The sequence below is a fragment of the Pseudomonas palleroniana genome (assembly GCF_022836895.1).
GTDB lineage: Bacteria > Pseudomonadota > Gammaproteobacteria > Pseudomonadales > Pseudomonadaceae > Aquipseudomonas > Aquipseudomonas palleroniana.
Map to the genome: position 1 here is coordinate 3132347 of NZ_CP092411.1, position 21718 is coordinate 3154064.

A 21718-nucleotide genomic window follows, 5' to 3' on the forward strand; every position below is an offset into this window, starting at 1 on the left:
CGCCGGACCTGGGGGCCGCTTCGCGGCCCAGCGCGAGCAAGCTCGCTCGCCACAGAAGGCGGTGTCGCGTTGCAGAGCGGTGCGGTGTTACCAAGTTGATGGGTCTTCGAGGCTGGCTTTTTGGAGGTCGTCTTTCCAGACTTCGTTGGCTAGTCGATATATGTCTGCGAAGAAGCCTCGAGGGTCAGCTATTTCTGTTTCGTCCCAGGCCATCGTTATGTATTCGTCGTAGTCATTTTCGAACTCTTTCGAAAAGTCGAATTCGGTGTTGTCTAGTGCATCCCTGAGAGCAGACATCAATAAGAAACGATGTCTGTATGACAGGTACATGAGGTCTTTCAAGATATAAGAAATTATAATTTTTTTCCTATCCTTCTCATTGTTAGGATTGTATTTTCGTAATTCTCTTCCAACCGTTTCCTCGATGTCATATATCGACAATGCCCCTAATATATGAGAGATGTTAGGGATGTAAGGGGTATTCATGAATGGACATTTCAGCATTGTCTGCTCACTTGGGGAATGCGGTGAAAGGTCGAGTTGGGTTGTTTCTATCAAATCTAATTTCCGCGCGCTCCAGGTTTTCAATGTACCTAGGGTTGTTTATGTCCCCACCATTAGGTTTGTAGCCTCGTCCGGCTCCAGATAGCTCGACTATGACCACCGGGTTGCCTCTCCTGTCAAATCCCGTGGGAGATGGCGAAGCGCCCTGCATCCTACCCATGGCCTTATTTATAGCGTGGAGCTGCATTTTCCAAGACTTAAATTGGGAGCTAGAGCTGATAGTTCCTCTCTCCCCTGTGGTTGGATTTGTTCCATCAATTGATCGTTGTTTTAACGCGTTGTCTGATATCTCTGGGCCATGCTTTTCAACCGTATGCATATCGTATTCCTGCTCCCAGGCTTGCACTTGTCGTTTTGCATTTGCCTCGGCCATTTTATCTATTCTCGCCTGCCGCTCAGATCGCGTCAGTTGAGGTAGAGCGGGTGCGCCTTCATTAACGTTGGGTATCGGAAGGATAGGGGGAGCGTCAGGCTTGCACCCATCCCCACCAGGACACGTGCTCAACCCCAGCGGATCCACCCACCCCGTAGGATTCGGCACGTACTGGTACGCATTGATCCCACCCGCCAGCTTCACCGGATCCGGCGTCAGGTAGCGACCAATATCCGGATTGTAGTAGCGATGGCGGTTGTAGTGCAGCCCGCTTTCCGCGTCGCAGTACTGGCCTTGAAAACGCAATGGGTTGTCGATTTTGCCGACATCAAGGCGGGCTATTTCGCCATAGGCACGGTAGTGCGCGGACCAGACGATTTCGCCTTCGTTATCGGTCAGTTCCTGCGGCGTGCCGAGGTGGTCGAGTTGGTAGTGGTAGGGCTTTGTTTCTTTCGGCCCAAAACCTTCCAGTAAAACCAATGGGCGGAAGCTGTCGGGTTCGTATAGGTAGCTGCGATGGCGCTCCGCATGATGCTCGGCAATCAGCTTGTCGCCTTGCCAGAAAAACTCCGTGGTTGTGTCATCCACGGTTTTGCTGATGCGCCGCCCAAATGGGTCGTAGCGATAGTGGGCGGTTTGCCCGTTGGGTGTGGTGAGGCCAATCAAACGGTGTTGGCAGTCGTAGCGGTATTCGGTGACGAGTTGCTGGCCTTCGCCGCGTCGTTCGCGGATGAGGTTGCCGAAGGCGTCGTAGTCATAGTGATGATCGCCCTGGATCATCAGGCGATTGCCCGCAACGATGTCCGGACCAGGGCGGTTCTGCATCAGCAGGTTGCCCGCCGGGTCGTGGCCGAAGCGTTCCTGTACGTCTTGCGAGTGGTTGGCGCGGGTCAGGCGGGCGAGGGGGTCGTGGTGGTAGTCGTGCTGGCCCTTGCGGGTGTCGAGCAGGCGGGTGAGGTTGCCGGTTTTGTCGTAGTCGTATTGGCGCTGGTAGAGAATGTGTTCCTGCTGGGTGATGGCGTGGGCGTGCAGGCGGTGCTGGTCGTAGTAGTGGTAGTGGCTGAGCAACTGGCCTTGTTGGCGTTGGTGTTCGCGACCGTTTTTAAACAGGTGTGAGGTGAGCAGCGCACCGTTGAGTTCAACCGTGGAAAGGTGACCGCCTTTGTCATGGTTGAACACCAGACGGTTGTTGTCCGGCAGGCGCAGGTGTTTTAACTGACCACAGGCATCATAGCCGTAGCGCAGGGTGCCCCAGCCTTGGTGCTCGGCGGTCAGGCGATTCTGGACGTCGTATTCGTAGGCCAGCGCCCAGTGGCCGTCGTCGACACTGAGCAGGTTGCCCTGGCGGTCGTAGGCGTATTCAACCACCTTGCCATCGGCAAGGGTTTTTCGTACGAGGCGCCCGGCGTGGTCGCGCTTATAACGCGTAACCAGCTGACTGCCATCGTCGCCGTGTTCGGTCTTTTCCAGCAGATTGCCGTTGAGGTCGTAGGCATACGCCGTGCGCTGGCCGTCAAAGCCAATCTCTTGCTGGATCAAGCCGTTGGGGTGGTAATCAAGCTGATAGGTTTCGCCGGCTTCGTTTTCAATCGCGGTGAGCAACAGCCGCACGTTGTCGTAGCGGTACTTGACCTGGGTGCCGTCGGCATTTAGGCGGCGGCTGATCAGGTGCAGGCCGTCGGCATATTCGTAACGGGTGACGTGGCCGAGTTCGTCGCGTTCGGCGGTGATTTTTCCGTAGGGGTTGTAGCTGTATTCCCGACACGCACCGCCCGGCAAGACCACGCGAACCAGGCGGCCCACGCTGTCCCACTGGTACTGGGTCAGCGCGCCGTGTTCATCCTCACGCGCCACTTGCCGCCCAACGTCGTCATAGCGATAACGCTTGATGGCACCATTGGGCAGTTGCTCCTCCAGCAACTGCCCGCGCTCATTCCAGACCAGCCGATGACAGCTGTGATCGGGGTACCAGACGCCCGTCAGTTGCCCGGATGGGTTGTAGCTGTAGTCGGTGATGTGCCCGGCGGGATCCGTCCGACGTGTCACATCGCCCTGGTCATTGCGCTCATATTTCCAGACCGCCTGGCCGCGCCGCGCCACGCGTACGAAGCCATTGTCATGCTCGTAGGAGGTCGGTTCGTCATCCCCCGGAAACACCGCCACCAAGCGTCCGGCATCGTCGTACTGATAGGCCGTCACCGCGCCCAATGGGTCTTGCTCGACCGTCAGCCGGCCCTTGTCGTCGTAGGACTTGAAATGCTCGGCGCCGTCCGGGTCGATGCGCTGTACCAGCCGTGCGCGCTGGTCATGCACGTAGATTTCCTGGCTGCCATCGGCGTTAAACACCGTGACCTGGCCGTCGTCACCCCAGGCATAACGCGCGTCCATCTGCGAGAAGCTGGCCCAGTGCCGGACACAGCGCGCCGCCTTGCCGGACCGTTCCCATTCCCAGTAGAAACTCGCGCCACCGGCCAACTGCCGTTCAAGGATGACGTGCTGATCGTCGTAGCGATAAACCTCGCGCTCACCCACGGCATTGGTCGCACACACCAGTCGGCCAGCGTCGTCATAGGCGTAGGAAACAACGTTGTGTTCGGTCACCCAGGTGAAGGCTTCATGACCTTTGGCGCGCTGAACCTGGTAGTCCACTGCCACAATGCGCTCAAGCTCATAGCGCAAAAACAGCGAGCGGCCGACGCCGTTATCCAGTCGCTCAATACGCCCCGAGCGATCCCGCAGAATCCGCAGCCGGTTGTCGTACGCATCGCTGATGGCGGTCAGCACACCGTCGCAAAAGTGGTAGAAGCGTGATGCCTGGGCCAGCACTAACTCATCGGGCAGAACGCCCAGGTAGATCGCCGCTTCGGCCAGGCTGTTGGTGATTGCGGGCCGCGACGCGCTGGGCAGTGGAAATTCAGTAGAGCGGTTTTCATGATCTGTCCACACCACCGAGTCGCCATCAACGACAAGCCGATGCGCCAGCGCATGGCTCCAGCCAAACCCCAACCCACAGTCCACCTCCACGGCACTGGTGCGATACAGCCGCGACCACTCAAACGGCAACACGCCATCCAGCGTGCCATCAGTCAGCGTCAGCAACTCCTCGCCGGTGACCATCGACACCGGGCAGCCATGGGAGGCAGTCTTGTCCGCCGGTGCCGAAGCCTCCCCGTTGAGGTTTTTCCCCGAGGCCGGCACATCGTCGACAGTCTCCTGCCTGACCAGTACGGTGCGCTGCGTCGCCTTGTCCCGCACTGCCGACACGGGGTTGGAAACCAACTGATCGCCAGCTTTCAAAGGCCCAGGCGGCACCGTTTTGATCGGCGTCGGCGCGCTGCCGAGCAAAACCGGCTTAGCCATCTCGACGTGATCATCCACACCAGATTTGCCGAATTGCCCAGCCATGTGTTCCAGCCAGCGCCGCGCACGACGGGACTTGATCGCGCCCAGCACCTTCGTGCTCATGCCTATCGCCAGGCCCATCCCGCCTATGGCGCGGCACAGCAACAAATTGATCAGGACCTCGGCGCTGATTTGCCCCAGCAACTCGTTCATGTATGGCGCTGGCAGCATGCGTATCCAACTGACCATGGCCGCCAGATAGACAAACAACAGTGGCTCATCGCTGAGCACCAGCAGGCCTTTGGCGAGGGCCTCGGTGCTGACTTTCAGCAGTTGTTCGAACTCAGCCTGGGACAGGTAGTGCAGCAGTTTTTCCGCATGGGCCAAGGGGTCGCTCAACCATTGAAACAGCTGCTTGAGGTCGTCCCAGAGCGAGTAGAGCGCGTTACCAAAGCCTCGGGCATAGGCGTGGTGCAATGTCAGGTAGCGCTTGAGGAAGTTTGCTTCGGAGTAACCCTTCCACAGTGGCTTGAAAGTCGTGTGCCACTCTGCGCGCAGCCAGTCTTCCAACGGTGCGATGAGCGACTGATACGAGGCGTACAACGCCTTGAAGTGCGCCTTGGAGACATCGGGGTAGAAGTTGACCCGGTATTGCTGGTTGCGATCACACTCGGTGATTTCCAGAATGCCACTGGGCCCGATGGTGTGATGAATCGGCTCGCCCAATGGCCCGCCGTCAGGATCGACGCGCTGCACGATCACCGGGGTATTGCCAATCGGCACGAAACGCGAACTCTGGAACATATGCACCAGGGTCAGGGTGCCGTTGGCTTGGCAGGTGGCGACGGTGCTGCTGGGCAGGATCGAGCGGTTGATCGGCGCCACGAGCGCCACTTCATTGCCGACCTTGAAGACCTGCTCGATCTCGAGCGCCGAAAAGCTGAAAAAGCTCTCTGCCCAATCGTCGTAATGGTTGAGGCAGCGCTTGAAGTCGCTGATGACCGACTCGACGTCGCGGGTCTTTGAATCCATGGCGGCCAATACCAGCAGACCGATGGTCTGGCTGGTCACGGCGATCAAGAGGCAACCCCGAAAGACAGGGTTCTAACGTAAAGAAACATCGGCAATCCCTCGCACTGTGTATTCAGGCGAGGGACTTTGCAGAGGTTTTCAGGGGAGGGGAGTAGAGCTTATCCGGCGCTTGTGTGGGATGTTTCGACGGAGTCTGTGTGCTTGCGCCCCAGCACCAGGCTGCACAGTGCCGGCAGGAACAACAGCGTCAACACGGTGCCCACCGACACCCCGCCAATCAGCACATACGCCAGGGACGACCAGAACACCGAGAACGTCAGCGGGATGAAGGCCAGCGCCGCCGCCAGCGCGGTGAGGATCACCGGCCTGGCTCGTCGCACGGTGGCTTCGACGATCGCCTCGCGAATCGCCATGCCCTGTTCCTGGTTCTGGCGAATCTGGTCGGTGAAGATCAGCGTGTTGCGCATCAGAATCCCGCCGATGCCGATCAAGCCCAGGATTGCGTTGAACCCGAACGGCTGGTTGAACAACAGCAACGTCGGCACCGCGCCGATCAACCCCAAAGGCGCGGTGGCGAACACCATGAACATCACGCCGAACGAGCGCACCTGGAACATGATCACCGTGAGGGTCAGCAGGATCATGATCGGGAACAGCGCCGCCAGCGCGACGTTGGCTTTGGCGCTTTCCTCCACCGGGCCGCCGATGTCGATCCGGTAGCCGGCAGGCAGCTTGGCGATCAGTGGTTGCAGGTCCTTGTACACGGCCATTTCCACGTCGGGCGGTTGCACGCTGTCGATGATATCGGCGCGTACTTCCACGGTGGTCGCACGGTTGCGGCGCTTGAGGATCGGCTCTTCCATCACGGCCTGGAACTGCCCGACCTGGGCCAGCGGTACCGAAGTGCCGGCGCTGTTGGTCAGGGTCATGTTGTTGAGGTTGCCGAGGTTCTCGCGCTGGCTGCCCTGGGCGCGGGCGACCACGGCAACGGTGCGGTTGCCTTCGCGCACTTCGGTGATCGGGTTGCCGCTGAGCAAGGCGTTAAGCTGGGACTTGACCTCATTGGGGGTGAAACCCAGCAGGCGCAGGCGATCTTGATCCAGGACCAGGCGATAAGTGCTGGTGCGCTCGCCCCAGTCGAGGAAGGCTTCCTTGGTCAGCTTGTTGGCGGCCACCACACGACGCACCTCTTCGGACACGCCGCGCAGCACATCCACATCCGGCCCGGACACGCGGAACACCACCGGGAACGGCACCGGCGGGCCGAACAGCAACTGCGTCACGCGCACACGGGCCGCCGGAAATTCACCGGCGGCGATGCGCTCACGCATACGCAGTTTCAGCGCATCACGAGCGTGGGAGTCCGGGGTCTGCACGATCAGCTTGGCGAAAGCCGGGTCGGGCAATTCCGGGTTCAGCGACAGGAAAAACCGTGGCGCGCCGCCGCCCACATAAGTGTCCACCAGGCGGGTTTGCGGCTCTTGCAACAGGGCTTTTTCCAACTGCGCCGCCACCGCCTCGGTGGCTTTGAACGCGCTGCCGGGCGGCATGTACACCTCAAGAATCAACTCGGAACGGTCGGAGTTGGGGAAGAACTGTTTCTTCACCACGGCCATGCCCAGCCCGCACAGTACAAAGGCTGCGACCACCAGGCCCGTCACCAGCCAACGCCCACGTACGCAGGCTTCGACCAAGCTACGCAGTTTGCGGTAGTAGCGCCCGGCGTAGATCGCGTCATGGCCACCGGGCACCGGTTTGATCTGCGGCAGCAGCTTCACGCCCAGGTACGGTGTGAATACCACTGCCACCAGCCAGGAGGAGATCAATGCAAAGCCGACAATCCAGAAAATATTGCCGGCGTATTCCCCCGCCGCCGAGCGGGCAAACCCCACCGGCAGAAAGCCGATAATCGTCACCAGGGTGCCGGTGAGCATCGGCGCGGCGGTGGAGCTCCAGGCGAAGGTGGCGGCGTGAATCCGATCGAAACCTTCCTCCAGTTTCACCACCATCATTTCAATGGCGATGATCGCGTCATCCACCAGCAAGCCCAGGGAAATGATCAGCGCACCCAGGGTGATACGGTCAAACTCACGGCCGGTGAGCAGCATGATCACGAACACCACCGACAAGGTCAGCGGCACCGCAGCCGCCACTACCAACCCCACGCGAAATCCCAGGGCCAACAGGCTGATCACCATGACCACGGCCAGCGCGACGAAGAATTTCAGCATGAACTCATTGACCGCCAGGCTGATGTTTTTCGCCTGGTCGGAGACCTTGGCGAAGTTCACGCCCAGCGGCAGGTCGGCCTGGATCCTGGCTTCCTCGGCCTTGAGACTTTTGTCCAGCTCCAGGCCGTTCCAGTGTTTCTCCATGATCACGCCGAGCATCAGCGCCGGGTCGCCCTGGTGGCGAATGCGGTAGCTGGGCGGGTCTTCATAACCGCGGCTGACGCTGGCCACATCGGCGATGCGCAGCACACGCCCGTTGGCTTCCAGCGGTACGTTTTCAATCAGCGACAGGCTGTCAAAGGCACCGTCGATGCGGATATAGGCGCGCGCCCCGGCAGTTTCCACAAAGCCGGACGGCGCCACTGCGTTTTGTGCGGCGAGGGCGGCGAAGATCTGGTCCGGCTTGATGCCCAGGGTTGCCAGGCGTTCATAGGAAAACTCGACAAACACTCGTTGCGCCTGCTCACCGAGGATATTGACCTTCTTCACCCCCGGCAGGTCCAGCAATTGCTGGCGTAGCGTTTCGGCCATCTGCACTTGCTGGCGGTGGGGCAGGTGCTCGGCTTCCAGGGCGTACAAGGCGAAGTACACATCGGAATATTCGTCGTTGAAGAACGGCCCGACCACGCCATTGGGCAGTTTGGCGGCTTCATCGCTGAGCTTTTTGCGGGCCTGGTAGAACAGGTCCTGGAGTTCGCCGGGGGGCGTGGATTCCTTGAAGGTCATGCGCATCGACACGAAACCCGGCTGGGCGATGGTCTCGACGCGGTCGTAGTAATCCAGTTCCTGCAGACGCTTTTCCAGGCGGTCGGCCACCTGTTCCTGCATTTCCCGAGCGGTTGCGCCGGGCCAGGCCGCGCTGATGGTCATGACCTTGACGGTAAACGACGGGTCTTCGGCACGCCCCAGTTTGCCGAACGAGAAGACCCCGGCGGCGAGGATCGCGATGATCAGGAACAGTGTGACCGCACGGTGTTTCACGGCCAGTTCGGAGAGGTTGATGCCGCGCATATTCAATGGTCCTGCTGACGGTTGAGGGCCAGGGCTTGGGCCGGCAGCAAGCGCACCGCGTCACCCTCGTGCAACAGGTGCGCACCGAGCGCGACGATGATTTGCCCGGGGCTCACGCCACTGTCGAGCAGGGCGTCTTCCTGGCCGAGGCTGGCGACTTGCACCGGGGCGAAGCGGACCTTGTCGTTATCACCGATCACCCACACGCCGCTGCCATGCCCGGCGTCCAGCAGCGCGCCGATAGGCACGCGGGTTTGCTGGGCCTGGCCGCTGCCTTGCAGGCGCACAGTGATAGTGGAACCGAGGGCGAAACGCTCGACGCCGCCATGCAGCACGAAGCGGGCGCGGTAGGTCCGGGTGACCGGGTCGGCACTGGCGGACAACTCCCGCAGGGTGGCCGTGAGGGCTTGTTCCGGCGCGCCGAAGGGGAACGCCAAGGCTTTTTGCGAAGCTTGGTCGCGCTGGGTTTCCGGCAGGTTGACGATGGCTTCGCGGGCGCCATCGTGGGCCAGCCGCGCGACGATTTGCCCTTCGGCGACCACTTGGCCGCGATCCACGCGGACGTCGGTGATGATGCCGTCACCGTCGGCCTTGAGTACCGAGTAGGTGCGCCGGTTTTCGATCTGGCTGGCATCCGATTGGGCCGCAGCCAACTCGGCTTCGGCGACGCGCAGGTTGGTCGCCGACTGGTCGAAAATCTGCCGCGACACGGCGCCGGTACTGGCCAGGCGCTGGTAGCGGTTCTCGTCGTCACGGCGTTGGCGCAACTGCGCCTGGGCGGCGTTGACGCGGTTTTTCGCCGAGCGCAGGGCCAGTTCGAAATCACCGATATCCAATACCAGCAGCGTATCGCCACGCGAGACATGCTGGCCGGGGTCGACCTTGCGTTCAATGACCTTGCCGCCCACCCGGAAGCCCAGGTCGCTTTCGGTACGGGCCGCCACCACGCCGGTGTAGGCGCTTTGCTGGGCGCCGGCGGCCTCGACCTTGGCCGCCAATACCGGGCGGGGCAGCGGCACGTCGGCGGCGGTATCGGCCTTGCTGTTGCAACCGCTGAGGACGCTTAGCAAGGCCAGGGGGATGAGAAGACGTAGGGCAAGAGGGTTCATGATGGGCTCCAGGGGGATCGAGCAGAAAATTATGGACATAATTTTTTGCTTATATTATGGTCGAAATATAAATTAATCCAGCCCCGGATCATTCCCATGGCAAACGCCCCGACACCCTCACGCAGTTTGTTGTTTTTATTGGTTGCCCTGACGGCGCTGGGTGAAGTCTCGACCCAATTGATCATCCCGGGCCTGGGCTCTATCGAGCAGGCGCTGGCGGCGCCGCCGGGTTCGGCATTGATGGCGATGTCGGCGTTTGTCGCGGCGTTTGGCCTTGGGCAACTGCTGTTTGGCCCGCTGTCGGACCGCATAGGTCGCCGTCCCGTGCTGATCGGCGGCTTGGTCCTGTATGTGCTGGCCACGTTGTCGATGCTGTTGGTCAGCGACATCCACCAATTGATTGCCGCCCGGGTCGCGCAGGGGCTGGGTGCCTGCGCCGCGCTGGTGCTGGCGCGCACGGTGGTGCGCGATGTCTGGAAAGCCGAGGCGGGCCCGGCCCTGGCGTTGACCATGATCGGCATGCTCTACGCCATTGTGGTCGCACCGATGATCGGCGGCCTGCTGATCAAACTCTTCGGTTGGCGCGCGCCTATCGTCCTCTCGTTGCTCATCGGTAGCGCGGTGTTGCTGCTGGCGCTGCTGTTTTTCCGCGAGAGCAACCATTCCCTCGATCCCAAGGCCGGTCATTGGCGCACGCTGGGCGGGCAATACCTGGATTTGCTCAAAAGCCGCCAATACCGCGCCTACGCCGTCGCGCTCGCCTGTACCTATGGCGCCATGTTTGCAGTGATTGCCGGCTCCTCGGCGGTGTTTATCAACCTGTTGGGTTTCAGCAGCCTTGAATACGGCATCAACTTCGGCCTGATGGTGTCGATGCTGATCCTCGGTTCCACCTACACCCGGCGCAATATCCTGCGCCTGGGCGCGCAACGGATTGTGGCGATGGGCGTGACGATAGTGGCTGTCGGCGGCCTGTCGGCCGTGTTGATCTACGCAGTGTTCGGCCTCTCGGTCGTCGGCTTGGACCTGCCGATTGCGCTGGTCACCCTCGGCGGTGGGCTGGTGTTGCCAGGCTCGGTCACCGGTGGGGTGATGCCCAATGCCCACCGCGCCGGCCTGGCCGCCGGCTTGATGGGCTTTTCCCAGATGTTCGGCGCAACCTGCAGCGGCTTGTTATTGAGCCAACTGCGCGATGGCAGCGCCGTGCCCATGATCATGCTCGAGGCCAGTTTTGCGGTGGCGGCATTCGTCGCGTTTCACCTGTTGCGTGAGCGCCGGCCGGCGCTGGCGGCTGCCTAGCCATAAGCGGTTGATTGTCTCACCTGTGGGACAGTAAGAGCTGTGGCTGCTATCTAGCGCTCAATTGGTATCGGATTTAAGGTGTATGCACTTTGGAGGTACACCATGAAAAAACTGATCGGTATCTACACCAGCCCCCGCGCCCACTGGGTCGGCGACGGCTTCCCGGTGCGTACGCTGTTTTCCTACGACACCATGGGCAAGCACATCAGCCCATTCCTGTTGCTGGACCACGCAGGCCCTGCCGATTTCACCCCCACCGAGCAACGTCGTGGCGTCGGCCAGCACCCTCATCGTGGTTTTGAAACCGTGACCATCGTCTACGATGGCGAAGTCGAGCACCGCGATTCCACGGGTGCCGGCGGCAAAATCGGCCCTGGCGATGTGCAGTGGATGACGGCGGCCAAAGGCATCCTCCACGAGGAGTTCCACTCCGAAGCCTTTGCCCGCAGCGGCGGGGCACTGGAGATGGTGCAACTGTGGGTCAACTTGCCGGCCAAGGACAAAATGGCCGACGCGGGCTACCAGACCATCGTCGATGGCGACATTCCGCTGCTGCCGTTGGCTGACGGCGCCGGGCAACTGCGCCTGATTGCCGGTGAGTTCGCCGGCACCCAGGGCCCGGCGCGCACCTTTACGCCGATTGACGTGTGGGACCTGCGCCTCAACGCCGGTAAAGCGCTGACGCTGGACCTGCATGCCGGGCGCAACACCGCGTTGGTGATCCTGCGCGGCACGGTGCTGGTCAACGGTGAGGAAGTCGCACGCCAAGGCCAGTTGGCCTTGTTCGAGCGCGATGGCAGCCAGCTCACCCTGGAGGCCAACGACGACGCCAAGGTGCTGCTGCTCAGCGGCGAGCCGATCGACGAGCCCATCGTCGGTCACGGCCCGTTCGTGATGAACACCGAGCAGGAAATACACCAGGCGTTTGTTGACTTCCAGTCGGGCAAGTTTGGGCGGATGTGAAGCCAAGGGTTGTCGCAACCCCCCTGTGGGAGCGGGCTTGTTGTGGCTGGGGAGCTTGTTGTGGCGAGCAAGCCCCTTCACCACAACAAGCCCGCTCCCACATTTTGCTTGGCGCTATACCTGATCTGTCTATTTCATGCGATCTTCTGCGCATTCGCCCTGGAGTCGCCTGGATGCCCACATTTATCGCTGAACACCCCATGCTCTGCGCGTTGGCGCTGATCTTTATCGACATTGCCGTGTGGCGGCTGATTTCCGCCAACCTGGCCAGTTGGAAGCTGGCGGCGCGGTTGGTGATTTTCGCGGTTTTCAGTGCCGTGCTGTTCAACGACGGCATGAACCCCATGCAACTGGCGCCCTATGCCGACGACACCACCTTGCACCTGGCCGCCACGGCCCTGCAGATCGGCTGGTGGCTGTTCGCGGCGCGCACCCTCACGGTGTTGCTCGGCACCGTGATGATGCAGCGGGTCGGTCACACCGGGCGGCTGTTGCAGGACCTGATGGGCGCGGTGATTTTCCTGATCGCGATCATCGCGGCCATGGCCTATGTGCTCGACCTGCCGGTCAAGGGGGTGCTCGCCACCTCCGGCGCGGTGGCGATCATCGTCGGCCTGGCGCTGCAGAGTACCTTGAGCGATGTGTTTTCCGGGATCGTGCTCAACACCACCAAGCCGTATCAACTCGATGACTGGATTTCCATCGACGGCACCGAAGGCCGCGTCACGGATATCGACTGGCGCGCCACCCGCCTGCAAACCTCCCAGGGCAGCCTGGCGGTGATTCCCAACTCCCTGGCGGCCAAAGCCAAGATCATCAACTTCTCACGCCCGGCGGACATGTTCGGGTTGGCGGTCAGCCTGCAAGTGAGCCCCCACGCGCGCCCGCAAACTGTGATCGAGGCATTGGAACGGGCGATGCTGGGGTGCCGGCCGTTGCTGGCCACGCCGGCCCCAAGCGTGGCATTCAAGTCCTCGGGCAGTGGCGGCGTCGAATATGAGATCAGTGGTTTCGTGCCGGCCATGGGCCTCAAGCGCGATGTGCGCAACCAACTGTATGACCTGGCATTCCGTCATCTGCAGGCCGCGGGCGTCAGCCTGTTGTCCGCCACCGAAAGCAGCGCGCCAAGCTTGGTGTCTGGGGCGCGGGCACTGTTGGAGCGCTCGCCGATTTTCTCCACCCTGCGTCAGGAAGAAAAGGATACCTTCAGCCAGAACATGGTCCTGCAATCGTTTCGTAGCGGCGAGATGATCTTGCCGGCGGGAGAGGTCAGCGACCACTTGTTCATCGTCGCCTCCGGTGTGGTCTCGGTCATGCTGACCAAGGATGGGCGCAAATTCGAAGCCGGGCGCATGGGGCCGGGCGAGGTGATTGGTGAGGCGGGGATTCTGTCCGATCAAGGCGTGCCGGCAGACTTCCTGGCCAAGACCTACTGCACCCTGTACCGCGTCGAGAAGGAATACCTCAAGCCTTGCCTGGATGCGCGGCATGACATCAGCGAGGCCATGAAAGCCTTGCTCGACTTCCGCCTGCACGCGGCCCAGACCTTGACTCAAGCCACACCGGTCGCGCCGGTAAAGACCGGGTTCCTGCAATGGCTGCGCAACCGTGGCCTGTAGATTGGTCACCTGTTCTTCGCCCGAATTGGCTATTTCTCCGGGACGCCGCGCTGACTAATCTGCTCAGCGTTCCCACCGTTCCCGGAGTATCACCATGCAGGCCCGTACCGATTTCTACACCGCGTCCCCAGATGCCATGAAAGCCATGCTTGCCCTGGAAGCCGCCGTTGGCAAACTGTCCATTGAACTGCCGTTGCTGGAGCTGGTGCGCCTGCGCGTGTCGCAAATCAACGGCTGCGCCTTCTGCCTCGACATGCACACCGCCGATGCGCGCAAGGGCGGTGAAACCGAGCGCCGCCTGTACACCGTGTCGGCCTGGCGCGAAACACCCTTCTTCACCCCCCGTGAGCGTGCCGCCCTGGCCTGGGCCGAAAGCCTGACCCTGATCAGCCAGACCCACGCCGCCGACGCCGACTACAGCGCACTGGCGGCTGAGTTCAGCCCACAGGAGCAGGTCGACCTGAGCGTGGCGATCAGTACGATCAACAGCTGGAACCGCCTGGCGGTGGGCTTTCGCAAGATGCCCAAGTAATCAGAAATTGACCGAGGCACTCAGGCGCGCCGTCAAGGGCGCGCCCTGGAACAGGTAGTCATCGCCCAGGTACTCGCCGGCGTCGCGCCAGTAGCGCTTGTCGAACAGGTTGTCGACGCTCAGGCGAAACACCGTTTCATAGCCGTCGAGCCGGGTGGTGTAGCGGCTGCCCACATTGACCACCGCATAATCCCCCACCTCCACATTGCCGCTGCGATTGGCGTACTTCTTGGCGCTGTATTGCACGCCGCCGAGTACCGCCAGGCCGTTGACCCACGGCAAGGCATAGTCGGCGTACACACTGGCGCGCAGCTTGGGCACGTTGATCGCCTGATGGCCTTCGTAAGCCGGCGTGCCGCTTCCGTCCACCCGGGCACGGATCGCCGCCACGCTGGTGGCGATTTGCAGGCGCTCAGTGGCCCAACCGTTGGCTGACAACTCCAGCCCGGTGTTCTGCTGCCGGCCTTGTTGCACGTAGGTGAACTGGCCATTTTCGGGTTTGGCGTACTGATAGGCCTGGCGCGTCTGGAACACGGCGGCGGCGAAGCTGATACGGCGCCAGTCGTATTTCACACCGGCTTCGATTTGCCGCGAGGTGGTCGGGGCCAGGGTTTCATCGGCATTGGTTGCGAACCACGGCGCGCTCCCGCCCAGGGACAGGCCCTTGCTGTAGCTGGTGTACAGCGAGAGGTTTTCAATCGGTTTATAGATCAACGACGCCTGGGGCAGAAACACAGACTGCTGGGTATGACGCGCCGGGTTGCCATCGCTGTCGAAGGCCTTTTCATCCAGGCGCACTTCACGTCCGCCGAGAATCGTCTGCCATTGCTCGTTGAAACGAATGCGGTCGGTGACGAACAGGCCGTACTGGCGGCTGTCGAGGTTACGGTGGCTGTCGTTCAACGGGACGTCGGCGGCTGGGAAACTCGGCGCATCTTCGTTGATATTGCCGCTGCCGATGTACTCGTTGACCGGTTTGCGCTTGTCGATCACCCGGCGGAACGCGCTGGTGCCGAAGGTCAGCTCATGGCCCAGGCCCGCCGTGTCGAACAGCCCGGTCATGGCGGCTTGCACTTCGTCATCACGGCGGGTGTCGTCGGGGCTGCGGTAGTCGTAGATGCCGTAATCGCCTTGCGCAGAAAAATAGTTGCCCAGGCCCGTCGTGTCGCCGCCCCAGGCAAACGAGCTGTAATCGTCAATCACCACCTTGCTGTGTGCCGCGCTGACGGTGCCTGTCCACTGATCGCTGAAGCGGTACTCGAACTTGCCGTTGAGGTTCAACGAATCGATACCGACCTGACGGCCGCCGGTTTGATGGCCGAGCAGTTTCTTCGGCGACGCGTCGTGGGGCACCTCGGTGCCCCCGAGCAACTGATAGCCCGGCACCGAACGCTGTTGCTTGTTCTGGTATTCCGCATCCAGTTGCAGCACGGCATCGGGGCTGATATTCCAGTCGAACGCCAGGGACACGAAATCACGCTGGCCATTGGCATGCTCCACATAGCTGTGCAGGTCTTCATGGGCCACGTTGGCGCGCAGGCCAAATTGCTGTTCGCTACCGAACCAGCCACCGACGTCGGTGGCGACATAACCACTGCCACGATCGTCGCTGGAAACGCTGACCGAGCGCACATCCTCCGGGCGCTTGGTCACATAGTTGATCACGCCGCCGGGCTCGGAGATGCCACTCTGCAAGCCGGCCAGCCCCTTGAGCACTTCCACCTGCTGCTTGTTTTCCAGGGCGACGTTCTGCTCGCCGGTGATGGTGCGCCCGTTGATCTTGTAGCTGCTCGCGGCATTCAGCGAAAAGCCGCGCACCACAAAGTTTTCGTAATAGCCAATGGGCGCATAGCTGTCACCCACTGCGGCGTCGTTGCGCAGCACTTCGCTGAGCAGGCGGGCCTGCTGGTCCTTGAGCATGGCGGCGTTGATCACTGTGATCGAGGCCGGGGTGTCCAGCAATGGCGTTTCAGTGAAGCCGCCGACCGAGGCTGTGTCGCTGCGGTAGCCGGAGGCTTCCTGGCCCTGGACCTTCACCGCCGGCAGCTCTATTTCAGCCGCCAGGCTGTTGCCGATGCCGCCGCTGAGCAGCAGGCCGAGGGCAAAATGTGAAGGAGCGACGGGACGAAAACGCAAAACCATGGGGCAGGGCCTTAAAGCGCGGGGAGGGGGCGCATAAGCTAGGGGGCAATGCGGCAGCGGGCAAGCCCAAATATTGGTCACGGAAGACTTTTTTGCGGGCGCGGGCTGTTCGCGTCAGATCATTGCTTGCCGGGCATGTCGATGCCCAACCGGTTGATCCGGCGATACAGCGTCGCCCGCGAAATCCCGAGTGCCTGCGCCGTCGGCAACGGCTTCCAGCGATGTCGAATCAGCGCGTCCAGCACGACCTGGCGTTCCGGGCTGACACTCTGTTGCACCCGTGCCTCAACCTGTTCCCCGCGCACCTCAACCGGCAAATTCGCCAATTGCAAGGTATCGCCTTCGCACACCGCACAGGCATACGCCAGCACATGCTGCAATTGCCGCACGTTGCCCGGCCAGGCATAACCGAGCAGCGCTTGGAGTGCCGCCTCGCTGAGGCCCAGCGTCACGCCGCTGTTGCGCGCTTGCTGTTCCAGCAGTCGGTTGATCAACGCCAGCTTGTCGGTACGCTCGCGCAATGGCGGCAGGCAGAAGCGCGCACAACCGAGGCGAAAGTACAGGTCTTCGCGAAAGCGCCCTTGGCTGACCAATTCCGCCAAGTCGCGGTGGCTGGCACAGATCACCTGGATATCCACATGGCGCGCCTTTGCCGCGCCCAACGGCGCCACTTCGCCTTCGGCCATCACCCGCAGCAGCCGCGTTTGCAGTGCCAGCGGCATATCGCCGATTTCGTCGAGGAACAGCGTGCCGCCATCGGCTTGTACCAGCAACCCCGGCATACCCTTGCTGGAGGCGCCGGTAAATGCCCCGGCCACATAGCCGAACAGTTCGCTCTCGATCAGGTTTTCCGGAATCGCTGCGCAATTCACCGCCACGAACGGCCCATTGCGGCGAGCACTTTGTGCATGCAACTGGCGGGCGAAGACTTCCTTGCCGGCGCCGGTTTCACCTTGTACCAGCACCGGCAGGTTGCGGTCCTTGACCCGCACGGCCAGGCGCAAATGCTCTTCGACGCGCGCGTCCACCTGCGCCACCGTTGCGGCGCGTACCGGCTGGCGCCGCGGGGCATTGACGCGTACGTGCAGCGCGCCCGGTTCGCCCAGCCAATGCAGTTGCTGGGCGTGTTGATCCGTCACTGCGCGCAACGCCTCCAGGTCGAACACTTCGCCGATATGCGCCGGCACCTGGCCGAAGCGTCGGCGCAGGGCTTGGCGGGCTTTACTGTTGAGCGCCTGCAGGCGACCGTCCTGGTCCCAGGCCAGCAGCAGGTCAGGCTGGCTGTCGACGTAACCCGGCGTGCTGTGGGCTTGCAGCACCCAGTGCTGGCGAGCGCTGTGCATGAAGAAGGCATTCTCGATGGCCTGCGCACTCTGCGCCACCAGCTGGCGCACCAGGTGCTGGCTGCGGCGGTCGTCCGGCGACTGCAAGGCTGAGGCGTCCATCACGCCCAGCAGGTTGCCCTGGGGATCGAAAATCGGCGCGGCGGAGCAGGTCAGGCCGATAAACGCGGCGCGGAAGTGGTCGCGTTTATGCACCGTCACCGCCGATTGGCTGGTCAGCACCGTGGCTACGCCGCAGGTGCCTTCTTCGGCTTCCGACCAGCAGGTGCCCAGGTACAGGCCGGCCTTGCGGCAGTCGCTGCGAATCGTGGTGTCCACGCGATGGTCGATGGTCTGGCCCTGAGCGTCGGTGAGCATCACGCAATAGTCGGCGTGACGCACGCGGTGATGCAACTGGCCGACGGCTTCGCTGGCGATGCGCATGAACAGCTCGGCACGTTCGCGGCATTCCTTGAGCAAGGGTTCGGTGAGGATGCGTGGCCCTTGCAGCGAACCCGGGTCCAGGTGGTATTGCTCCATGGAGCGGCGCCAGGAGTCGAAGATCACCGACGGTACCGGCGCCTGGGGCAGGCGATCGGCATTGCGCACCACGCGGCTGACGCAGTCGACATGCTCCTTGGGGGTCAGCCCCCTTGAGTTCGCGGCGAGCATAAGGCCTCCGGTTCTCGATCTTTGTTGTTATGCCCGCCATTAAGCGCGTATGCGCCGGGAGGGACAAGGGCAGCCTGACCAAATGCCCGGCGTGAGACGCAGCGTCTCATCCGGCGCGAGACGCTGCTTGCGTATTGCACTGCCGCGTCTCATGCGGCGCTGGCCCGGGCCGTGGGTACAGGCTGGCGGCGCCGCTCTGGATCAGGTGTTTGCGAGGTTTTCCCAGGCCTTGGCACAGGCTGTGCTGAAGGGCCTGTAGCTGGTCGAAGCCAGCCTTTTGTGTGTCGAGACAACCTGGAGAACAACAAGATGTCCACTCACCTGTCCACCGATCAATTGCTGCATGCCTACACCGTGATGCGCACCATCCGTGATTTTGAAGAACGCCTGCACGTGGAATTCGCCACCGGCGAGATCCCAGGCTTTGTGCACCTGTACGCCGGGCAGGAAGCCTGCGCCGCCGGGGTCATGGCCCACCTCAACGATGAAGATTGCATTGCTTCCAACCACCGTGGCCACGGGCATTGCATCGCCAAGGGCGTCGATGTGTTCGGCATGATGGCCGAGATCTACGGCAAGAAAACCGGCGTGTGTGGCGGCAAGGGCGGCTCCATGCACATCGCCGACCAGGAGAAGGGCATGCTCGGCGCCAATGGCATCGTCGGGGCCGGTGCGCCGTTGGCGGCCGGTGCGGCGCTGGCCGCCAAGCTCAAGGGTAGCCAAGGCGTGGCCGTGGCGTTCTTTGGCGACGGTGGCTCCAACGAGGGGGCAGTATTCGAGGCGATGAACCTGGCTGCGATCATGCGGCTGCCCTGCCTGTTCGTTGCCGAAAACAACGGCTATGCCGAGGCCACCGGTTCCGGCTGGTCGGTAGCCTGCAAGGACATCGCCGAGCGTGCCGTAGGGTTTGGCATGCCGGGGGTGATCGTCGATGGCAATGATTTCTTCGCGGTGCATGCAGCGCTCGGCGTCGCGGTAGAGCGTGCACGCAGCGGCCAGGGGCCGACCCTGGTGGAAGTCAAATTGAGCCGCTTCTACGGCCATTTCGAAGGCGATGCGCAAACCTATCGCGGCCCCGATGAAGTGAAAAACCTGCGTGAATCCCACGATTGCCTGACGCTGTTCCGTCAGCGTTGCGACGCCGAAGGCTGGTTGGAAGTCGCGCAACTGGAGCGCATCGACCGTGAGGTAGCGCAGTTGATTGACGACGCTGTGCGCCTGGCCAAGTTCGACCCCAAGCCTCAGGCCGCCGACCTGCTCAGCGATGTGTACGTCGCGTACCACTCATAACAACAACTACGTGGAGAGAATTTTATGGCTCGCAAAATCAGCTATCAGCAGGCGATCAACGAAGCCCTGGCCCAGGAAATGCGCCGCGACCAGAGCGTCTTCATCATTGGCCAGGACGTCTGCGGCGGCACCGGCTCGCCCGGCGAGCAGGACGCCTGGGGCGGTGTGTTGGGAGTTACCAAGGGCCTGTATCCGCAATTTCCCGACCGCGTGCTGGACGCGCCGTTGTCCGAAGTCGGTTACGTGGGCATGGCGGTGGGCGCCGCCACCCGCGGCATGCGCCCGGTGTGCGAGTTGATGTTCGTCGACTTTATCGGCTGCTGCCTCGACCAGTTGCTCAACCAGGCCGCCAAGTTCCGCTACATGTTCGGCGGCAAGACCACCACGCCGTTGGTGATGCGTGCCATGTACGGTGCCGGCCTGCGCGCCGCCGCCCAGCATTCGCAGATGCTCACCTCGATGTGGACGCACATTCCCGGGCTCAAGGTGGTGTGCCCGGCCACGCCCTATGACGCCAAGGGCATGCTGATCCAGGCTATCCGCGACAACGACCCGGTGATCTTCCTCGAGCACAAGATGCTCTACAGCCTGCAAGGCGAAGTGCCGGAAGAGTTGTACACCGTGCCTTTTGGCGAAGCCAACTTTGTGCGCGAAGGCCGGGACGTCACCTTGGTCACGTACGGGCGCATGGTGCATATCGCCCTGGAAGCCGCCGCCAACCTGGCGCGCCAAGGCATCGATTGCGAAGTGCTCGACCTGCGCACCACCAGCCCGCTGGACGCAGACAGCATCCTGGAAAGCGTCGAGAAAACCGGGCGCCTGGTGGTGATCGACGAATCCAACCCACGTTGTTCCATCGCCACGGATATCAGTGCGTTGGTGGCGCAGGAGGCGTTTTCATGCCTGCGTGCTCCCATCCAGATGGTCACCGCACCGCACACGCCGGTGCCGTTTTCCGATGCGCTGGAAGACCTGTACATCCCCAACGCCGCGAAGATCGAAGCCGCCGTGCTGAAGATCGCCGACAAGAGGACCGCCGCATGATCCATACCTTGACCATGCCCAAGTGGGGGCTGTCGATGACCGAGGGCCGTATCGACATCTGGCTCAAGCAACCCGGGGACCGGGTGGAGAAGGGCGAGGCGGTGCTGGACGTGGAGACCGACAAAATCTCCAGCAGCGTCGAGGCGCCGTTCAATGGCGTACTGCGGCGGGTGCTGGCGCAGAGCGACGAGACGTTGCCGGTGGGGGCGTTGCTGGGGATTGTGGTGGAGGGCGAGGCCACCGACGCGCAGATTGATGCAGTGATCGAAAGCTTCAACGCCGGGTTTGTCGCCAGCGCGGATGAAGTCCAAGCGTCTGGCCCCAGCGCGCAGAAGGTTGAACTGGGCGGGCGTTTGCTGCGCTATCTCGACCTCGGTGAGGGCGCCACACCGTTGGTGCTGATCCATGGCTTCGGCGGTGACCTGAACAACTGGCTGTTCAACCAGCCGGCATTGGCCGCCGAACGCCGCGTGATCGCGCTCGACCTGCCAGGGCATGGCGAGTCGGGCAAGCACCTGCAAAGTGCGGATGCACACGAGTTGAGCCATGCGGTGTTGGCGTTGCTCGATCACCTTGCACTCGACCGCGTGCACCTGGCGGGCCACTCCATGGGTGGGTTGGTCGCGCTGACGCTCGCCGACCAGGCGCCCGAGCGTATTGCTTCACTGACGCTGATCGCCAGCGCCGGCCTGGGACCGGATATCAATGGTGATTACCTGCAAGGCTTTGTCGAGGCCAACCACCGCAACGCGCTCAAGCCGCAATTGACCCAACTGTTCAGCGACCCCGCGTTGGTGACGCGGCAGATGCTCGAAGATATGCTCAAGTTCAAGCGCCTGGAAGGGGTGGATCAGGCGTTGCGGCAGCTCAACGCCAAGCTTTTCGACGGTGGGCGGCAAACGCTGGATTTGCGCAAGGTGGTGGGGCGGCAACCGAGCCTGGTGATCTGGGGCAGTGACGATGCAATCATCCCGGCCAACCACGCCGAGGGGCTGCAGGCCCGGGTAGAGATCCTGCCTGGGCAGGGGCATATGGTGCAGTTGGAGGCCGCGGAGCGGGTCAACCTGTTGATGGCGGCGTTTCTCAAGTCACAGCCTTGAGGCATCCAGGGTAGGAGCGAGCTTGCTCGCGAAGCACTCACAGGCGCCGCGTTGATTCAGGCAACACGGG

13 protein-coding genes are annotated in these 21718 nt (G+C 62.1%); 7 read left to right on the forward strand and 6 right to left on the reverse strand.

Annotated features, from left to right (window positions below; translation table 11 throughout):
* Window positions 1-87: 87 nt before the first annotated feature.
* The 4 genes from MJP36_RS14320 to MJP36_RS14335 all read right to left on the reverse strand — a co-directional run bounded on the left by MJP36_RS14320 (window position 88) and on the right by MJP36_RS14335 (window position 9662).
* The gene (locus MJP36_RS14320; RefSeq protein WP_305987652.1) at window positions 88-486 is read right to left on the reverse strand and encodes a hypothetical protein; all 399 of its coding nucleotides are present in this window, start codon (window positions 484-486) and stop codon (window positions 88-90) included.
* A 25-nt stretch (window positions 487-511) separates the two neighbouring features.
* Window positions 512-5311 carry an RHS repeat-associated core domain-containing protein gene (locus MJP36_RS14325; RefSeq protein WP_244385626.1) on the reverse strand — a complete coding sequence of 1600 codons (4800 nt, stop codon included), beginning with the start codon at window positions 5309-5311 and terminating at the stop codon, window positions 512-514.
* A gap of 158 nt (window positions 5312-5469) precedes the next feature.
* Window positions 5470-8553, reverse strand: coding sequence for an efflux RND transporter permease subunit (locus MJP36_RS14330; protein WP_244383259.1), 3084 nt, complete (start codon window positions 8551-8553; stop codon window positions 5470-5472).
* 2 nt (window positions 8554-8555) lie between these two features.
* Window positions 8556-9662, reverse strand: a complete 1107-nt coding sequence (locus MJP36_RS14335; protein ID WP_244383260.1) for an efflux RND transporter periplasmic adaptor subunit — start codon at window positions 9660-9662, stop codon at window positions 8556-8558.
* 96 nt (window positions 9663-9758) lie between these two features.
* Here MJP36_RS14335 and MJP36_RS14340 point away from each other — a divergent pair, with 96 nt between their 5' ends.
* The 4 genes from MJP36_RS14340 to MJP36_RS14355 all read left to right on the forward strand — a co-directional run bounded on the left by MJP36_RS14340 (window position 9759) and on the right by MJP36_RS14355 (window position 14078).
* Window positions 9759-10961 (forward strand): multidrug effflux MFS transporter, encoded by a 1203-nt coding sequence (locus MJP36_RS14340; protein ID WP_244383261.1) that lies wholly within the window; start codon window positions 9759-9761, stop codon window positions 10959-10961.
* A gap of 105 nt (window positions 10962-11066) precedes the next feature.
* Window positions 11067-11927, forward strand: coding sequence for a pirin family protein (locus tag MJP36_RS14345; RefSeq protein WP_060752455.1), 861 nt, complete (start codon window positions 11067-11069; stop codon window positions 11925-11927).
* Between the two features lie 173 nt (window positions 11928-12100).
* Window positions 12101-13546, forward strand: coding sequence for a mechanosensitive ion channel domain-containing protein (locus MJP36_RS14350; RefSeq protein WP_244383262.1), 1446 nt, complete (start codon window positions 12101-12103; stop codon window positions 13544-13546).
* Window positions 13547-13640: 94 nt separating this feature from the next.
* Window positions 13641-14078 (forward strand): carboxymuconolactone decarboxylase family protein, encoded by a 438-nt coding sequence (locus MJP36_RS14355; protein ID WP_090370387.1) that lies wholly within the window; start codon window positions 13641-13643, stop codon window positions 14076-14078.
* Here the strand turns inward: MJP36_RS14355 and MJP36_RS14360 are convergent, their stop codons facing one another.
* Both MJP36_RS14360 and MJP36_RS14365 read right to left on the reverse strand, forming a co-directional pair.
* Window positions 14079-16220 carry a TonB-dependent siderophore receptor gene (locus MJP36_RS14360; RefSeq protein ID WP_244383263.1) on the reverse strand — a complete coding sequence of 714 codons (2142 nt, stop codon included), beginning with the start codon at window positions 16218-16220 and terminating at the stop codon, window positions 14079-14081.
* Window positions 16221-16339: 119 nt separating this feature from the next.
* Window positions 16340-18214, reverse strand: a complete 1875-nt coding sequence (locus MJP36_RS14365; protein ID WP_244383264.1) for a sigma-54-dependent Fis family transcriptional regulator — start codon at window positions 18212-18214, stop codon at window positions 16340-16342.
* 309 nt (window positions 18215-18523) lie between these two features.
* Between MJP36_RS14365 and MJP36_RS14370 the strand changes: the two genes are divergently transcribed.
* From MJP36_RS14370 to MJP36_RS14380, 3 genes are read left to right on the forward strand one after another with little or no spacing between them, the layout of a single operon-like run.
* Window positions 18524-19504: a thiamine pyrophosphate-dependent dehydrogenase E1 component subunit alpha gene (locus tag MJP36_RS14370; protein WP_244383265.1), complete on the forward strand. Its 981-nt coding sequence runs from the start codon at window positions 18524-18526 to the stop codon at window positions 19502-19504.
* A 24-nt stretch (window positions 19505-19528) separates the two neighbouring features.
* Window positions 19529-20548, forward strand: coding sequence for an alpha-ketoacid dehydrogenase subunit beta (locus MJP36_RS14375; protein WP_161550305.1), 1020 nt, complete (start codon window positions 19529-19531; stop codon window positions 20546-20548).
* Window positions 20545-21648, forward strand: a complete 1104-nt coding sequence (locus MJP36_RS14380) for an acetoin dehydrogenase dihydrolipoyllysine-residue acetyltransferase subunit (RefSeq protein ID WP_244383266.1) — start codon at window positions 20545-20547, stop codon at window positions 21646-21648. The genes MJP36_RS14375 and MJP36_RS14380 overlap by 4 nt, the downstream gene beginning before the upstream one ends.
* Window positions 21649-21718: the final 70 nt, after the last annotated feature.

Excerpts from the sequence above, each read along its gene's own strand:
- MJP36_RS14325 (WP_244385626.1), bottom strand. The coding sequence starts at position 5,311 with ATGGATTCAAAGACCCGCGACGTCGAGTCGGTCATCAGCGACTTCAAG.
- MJP36_RS14320 (WP_305987652.1), bottom strand. The coding sequence starts at position 486 with ATGAATACCCCTTACATCCCTAACATCTCTCATATATTAGGGGCATTG.
- MJP36_RS14365 (WP_244383264.1), bottom strand. The coding sequence starts at position 18,214 with ATGCTCGCCGCGAACTCAAGGGGGCTGACCCCCAAGGAGCATGTCGAC.
- MJP36_RS14340 (WP_244383261.1), top strand. The coding sequence starts at position 9,759 with ATGGCAAACGCCCCGACACCCTCACGCAGTTTGTTGTTTTTATTGGTT.
- MJP36_RS14370 (WP_244383265.1), top strand. The coding sequence starts at position 18,524 with ATGTCCACTCACCTGTCCACCGATCAATTGCTGCATGCCTACACCGTG.
- MJP36_RS14375 (WP_161550305.1), top strand. The coding sequence starts at position 19,529 with ATGGCTCGCAAAATCAGCTATCAGCAGGCGATCAACGAAGCCCTGGCC.
- MJP36_RS14350 (WP_244383262.1), top strand. The coding sequence starts at position 12,101 with ATGCCCACATTTATCGCTGAACACCCCATGCTCTGCGCGTTGGCGCTG.
- MJP36_RS14360 (WP_244383263.1), bottom strand. The coding sequence starts at position 16,220 with ATGGTTTTGCGTTTTCGTCCCGTCGCTCCTTCACATTTTGCCCTCGGC.
- MJP36_RS14345 (WP_060752455.1), top strand. The coding sequence starts at position 11,067 with ATGAAAAAACTGATCGGTATCTACACCAGCCCCCGCGCCCACTGGGTC.
- MJP36_RS14355 (WP_090370387.1), top strand. The coding sequence starts at position 13,641 with ATGCAGGCCCGTACCGATTTCTACACCGCGTCCCCAGATGCCATGAAA.
- MJP36_RS14335 (WP_244383260.1), bottom strand. The coding sequence starts at position 9,662 with ATGAACCCTCTTGCCCTACGTCTTCTCATCCCCCTGGCCTTGCTAAGC.
- MJP36_RS14380 (WP_244383266.1), top strand. The coding sequence starts at position 20,545 with ATGATCCATACCTTGACCATGCCCAAGTGGGGGCTGTCGATGACCGAG.
- MJP36_RS14330 (WP_244383259.1), bottom strand. The coding sequence starts at position 8,553 with ATGCGCGGCATCAACCTCTCCGAACTGGCCGTGAAACACCGTGCGGTC.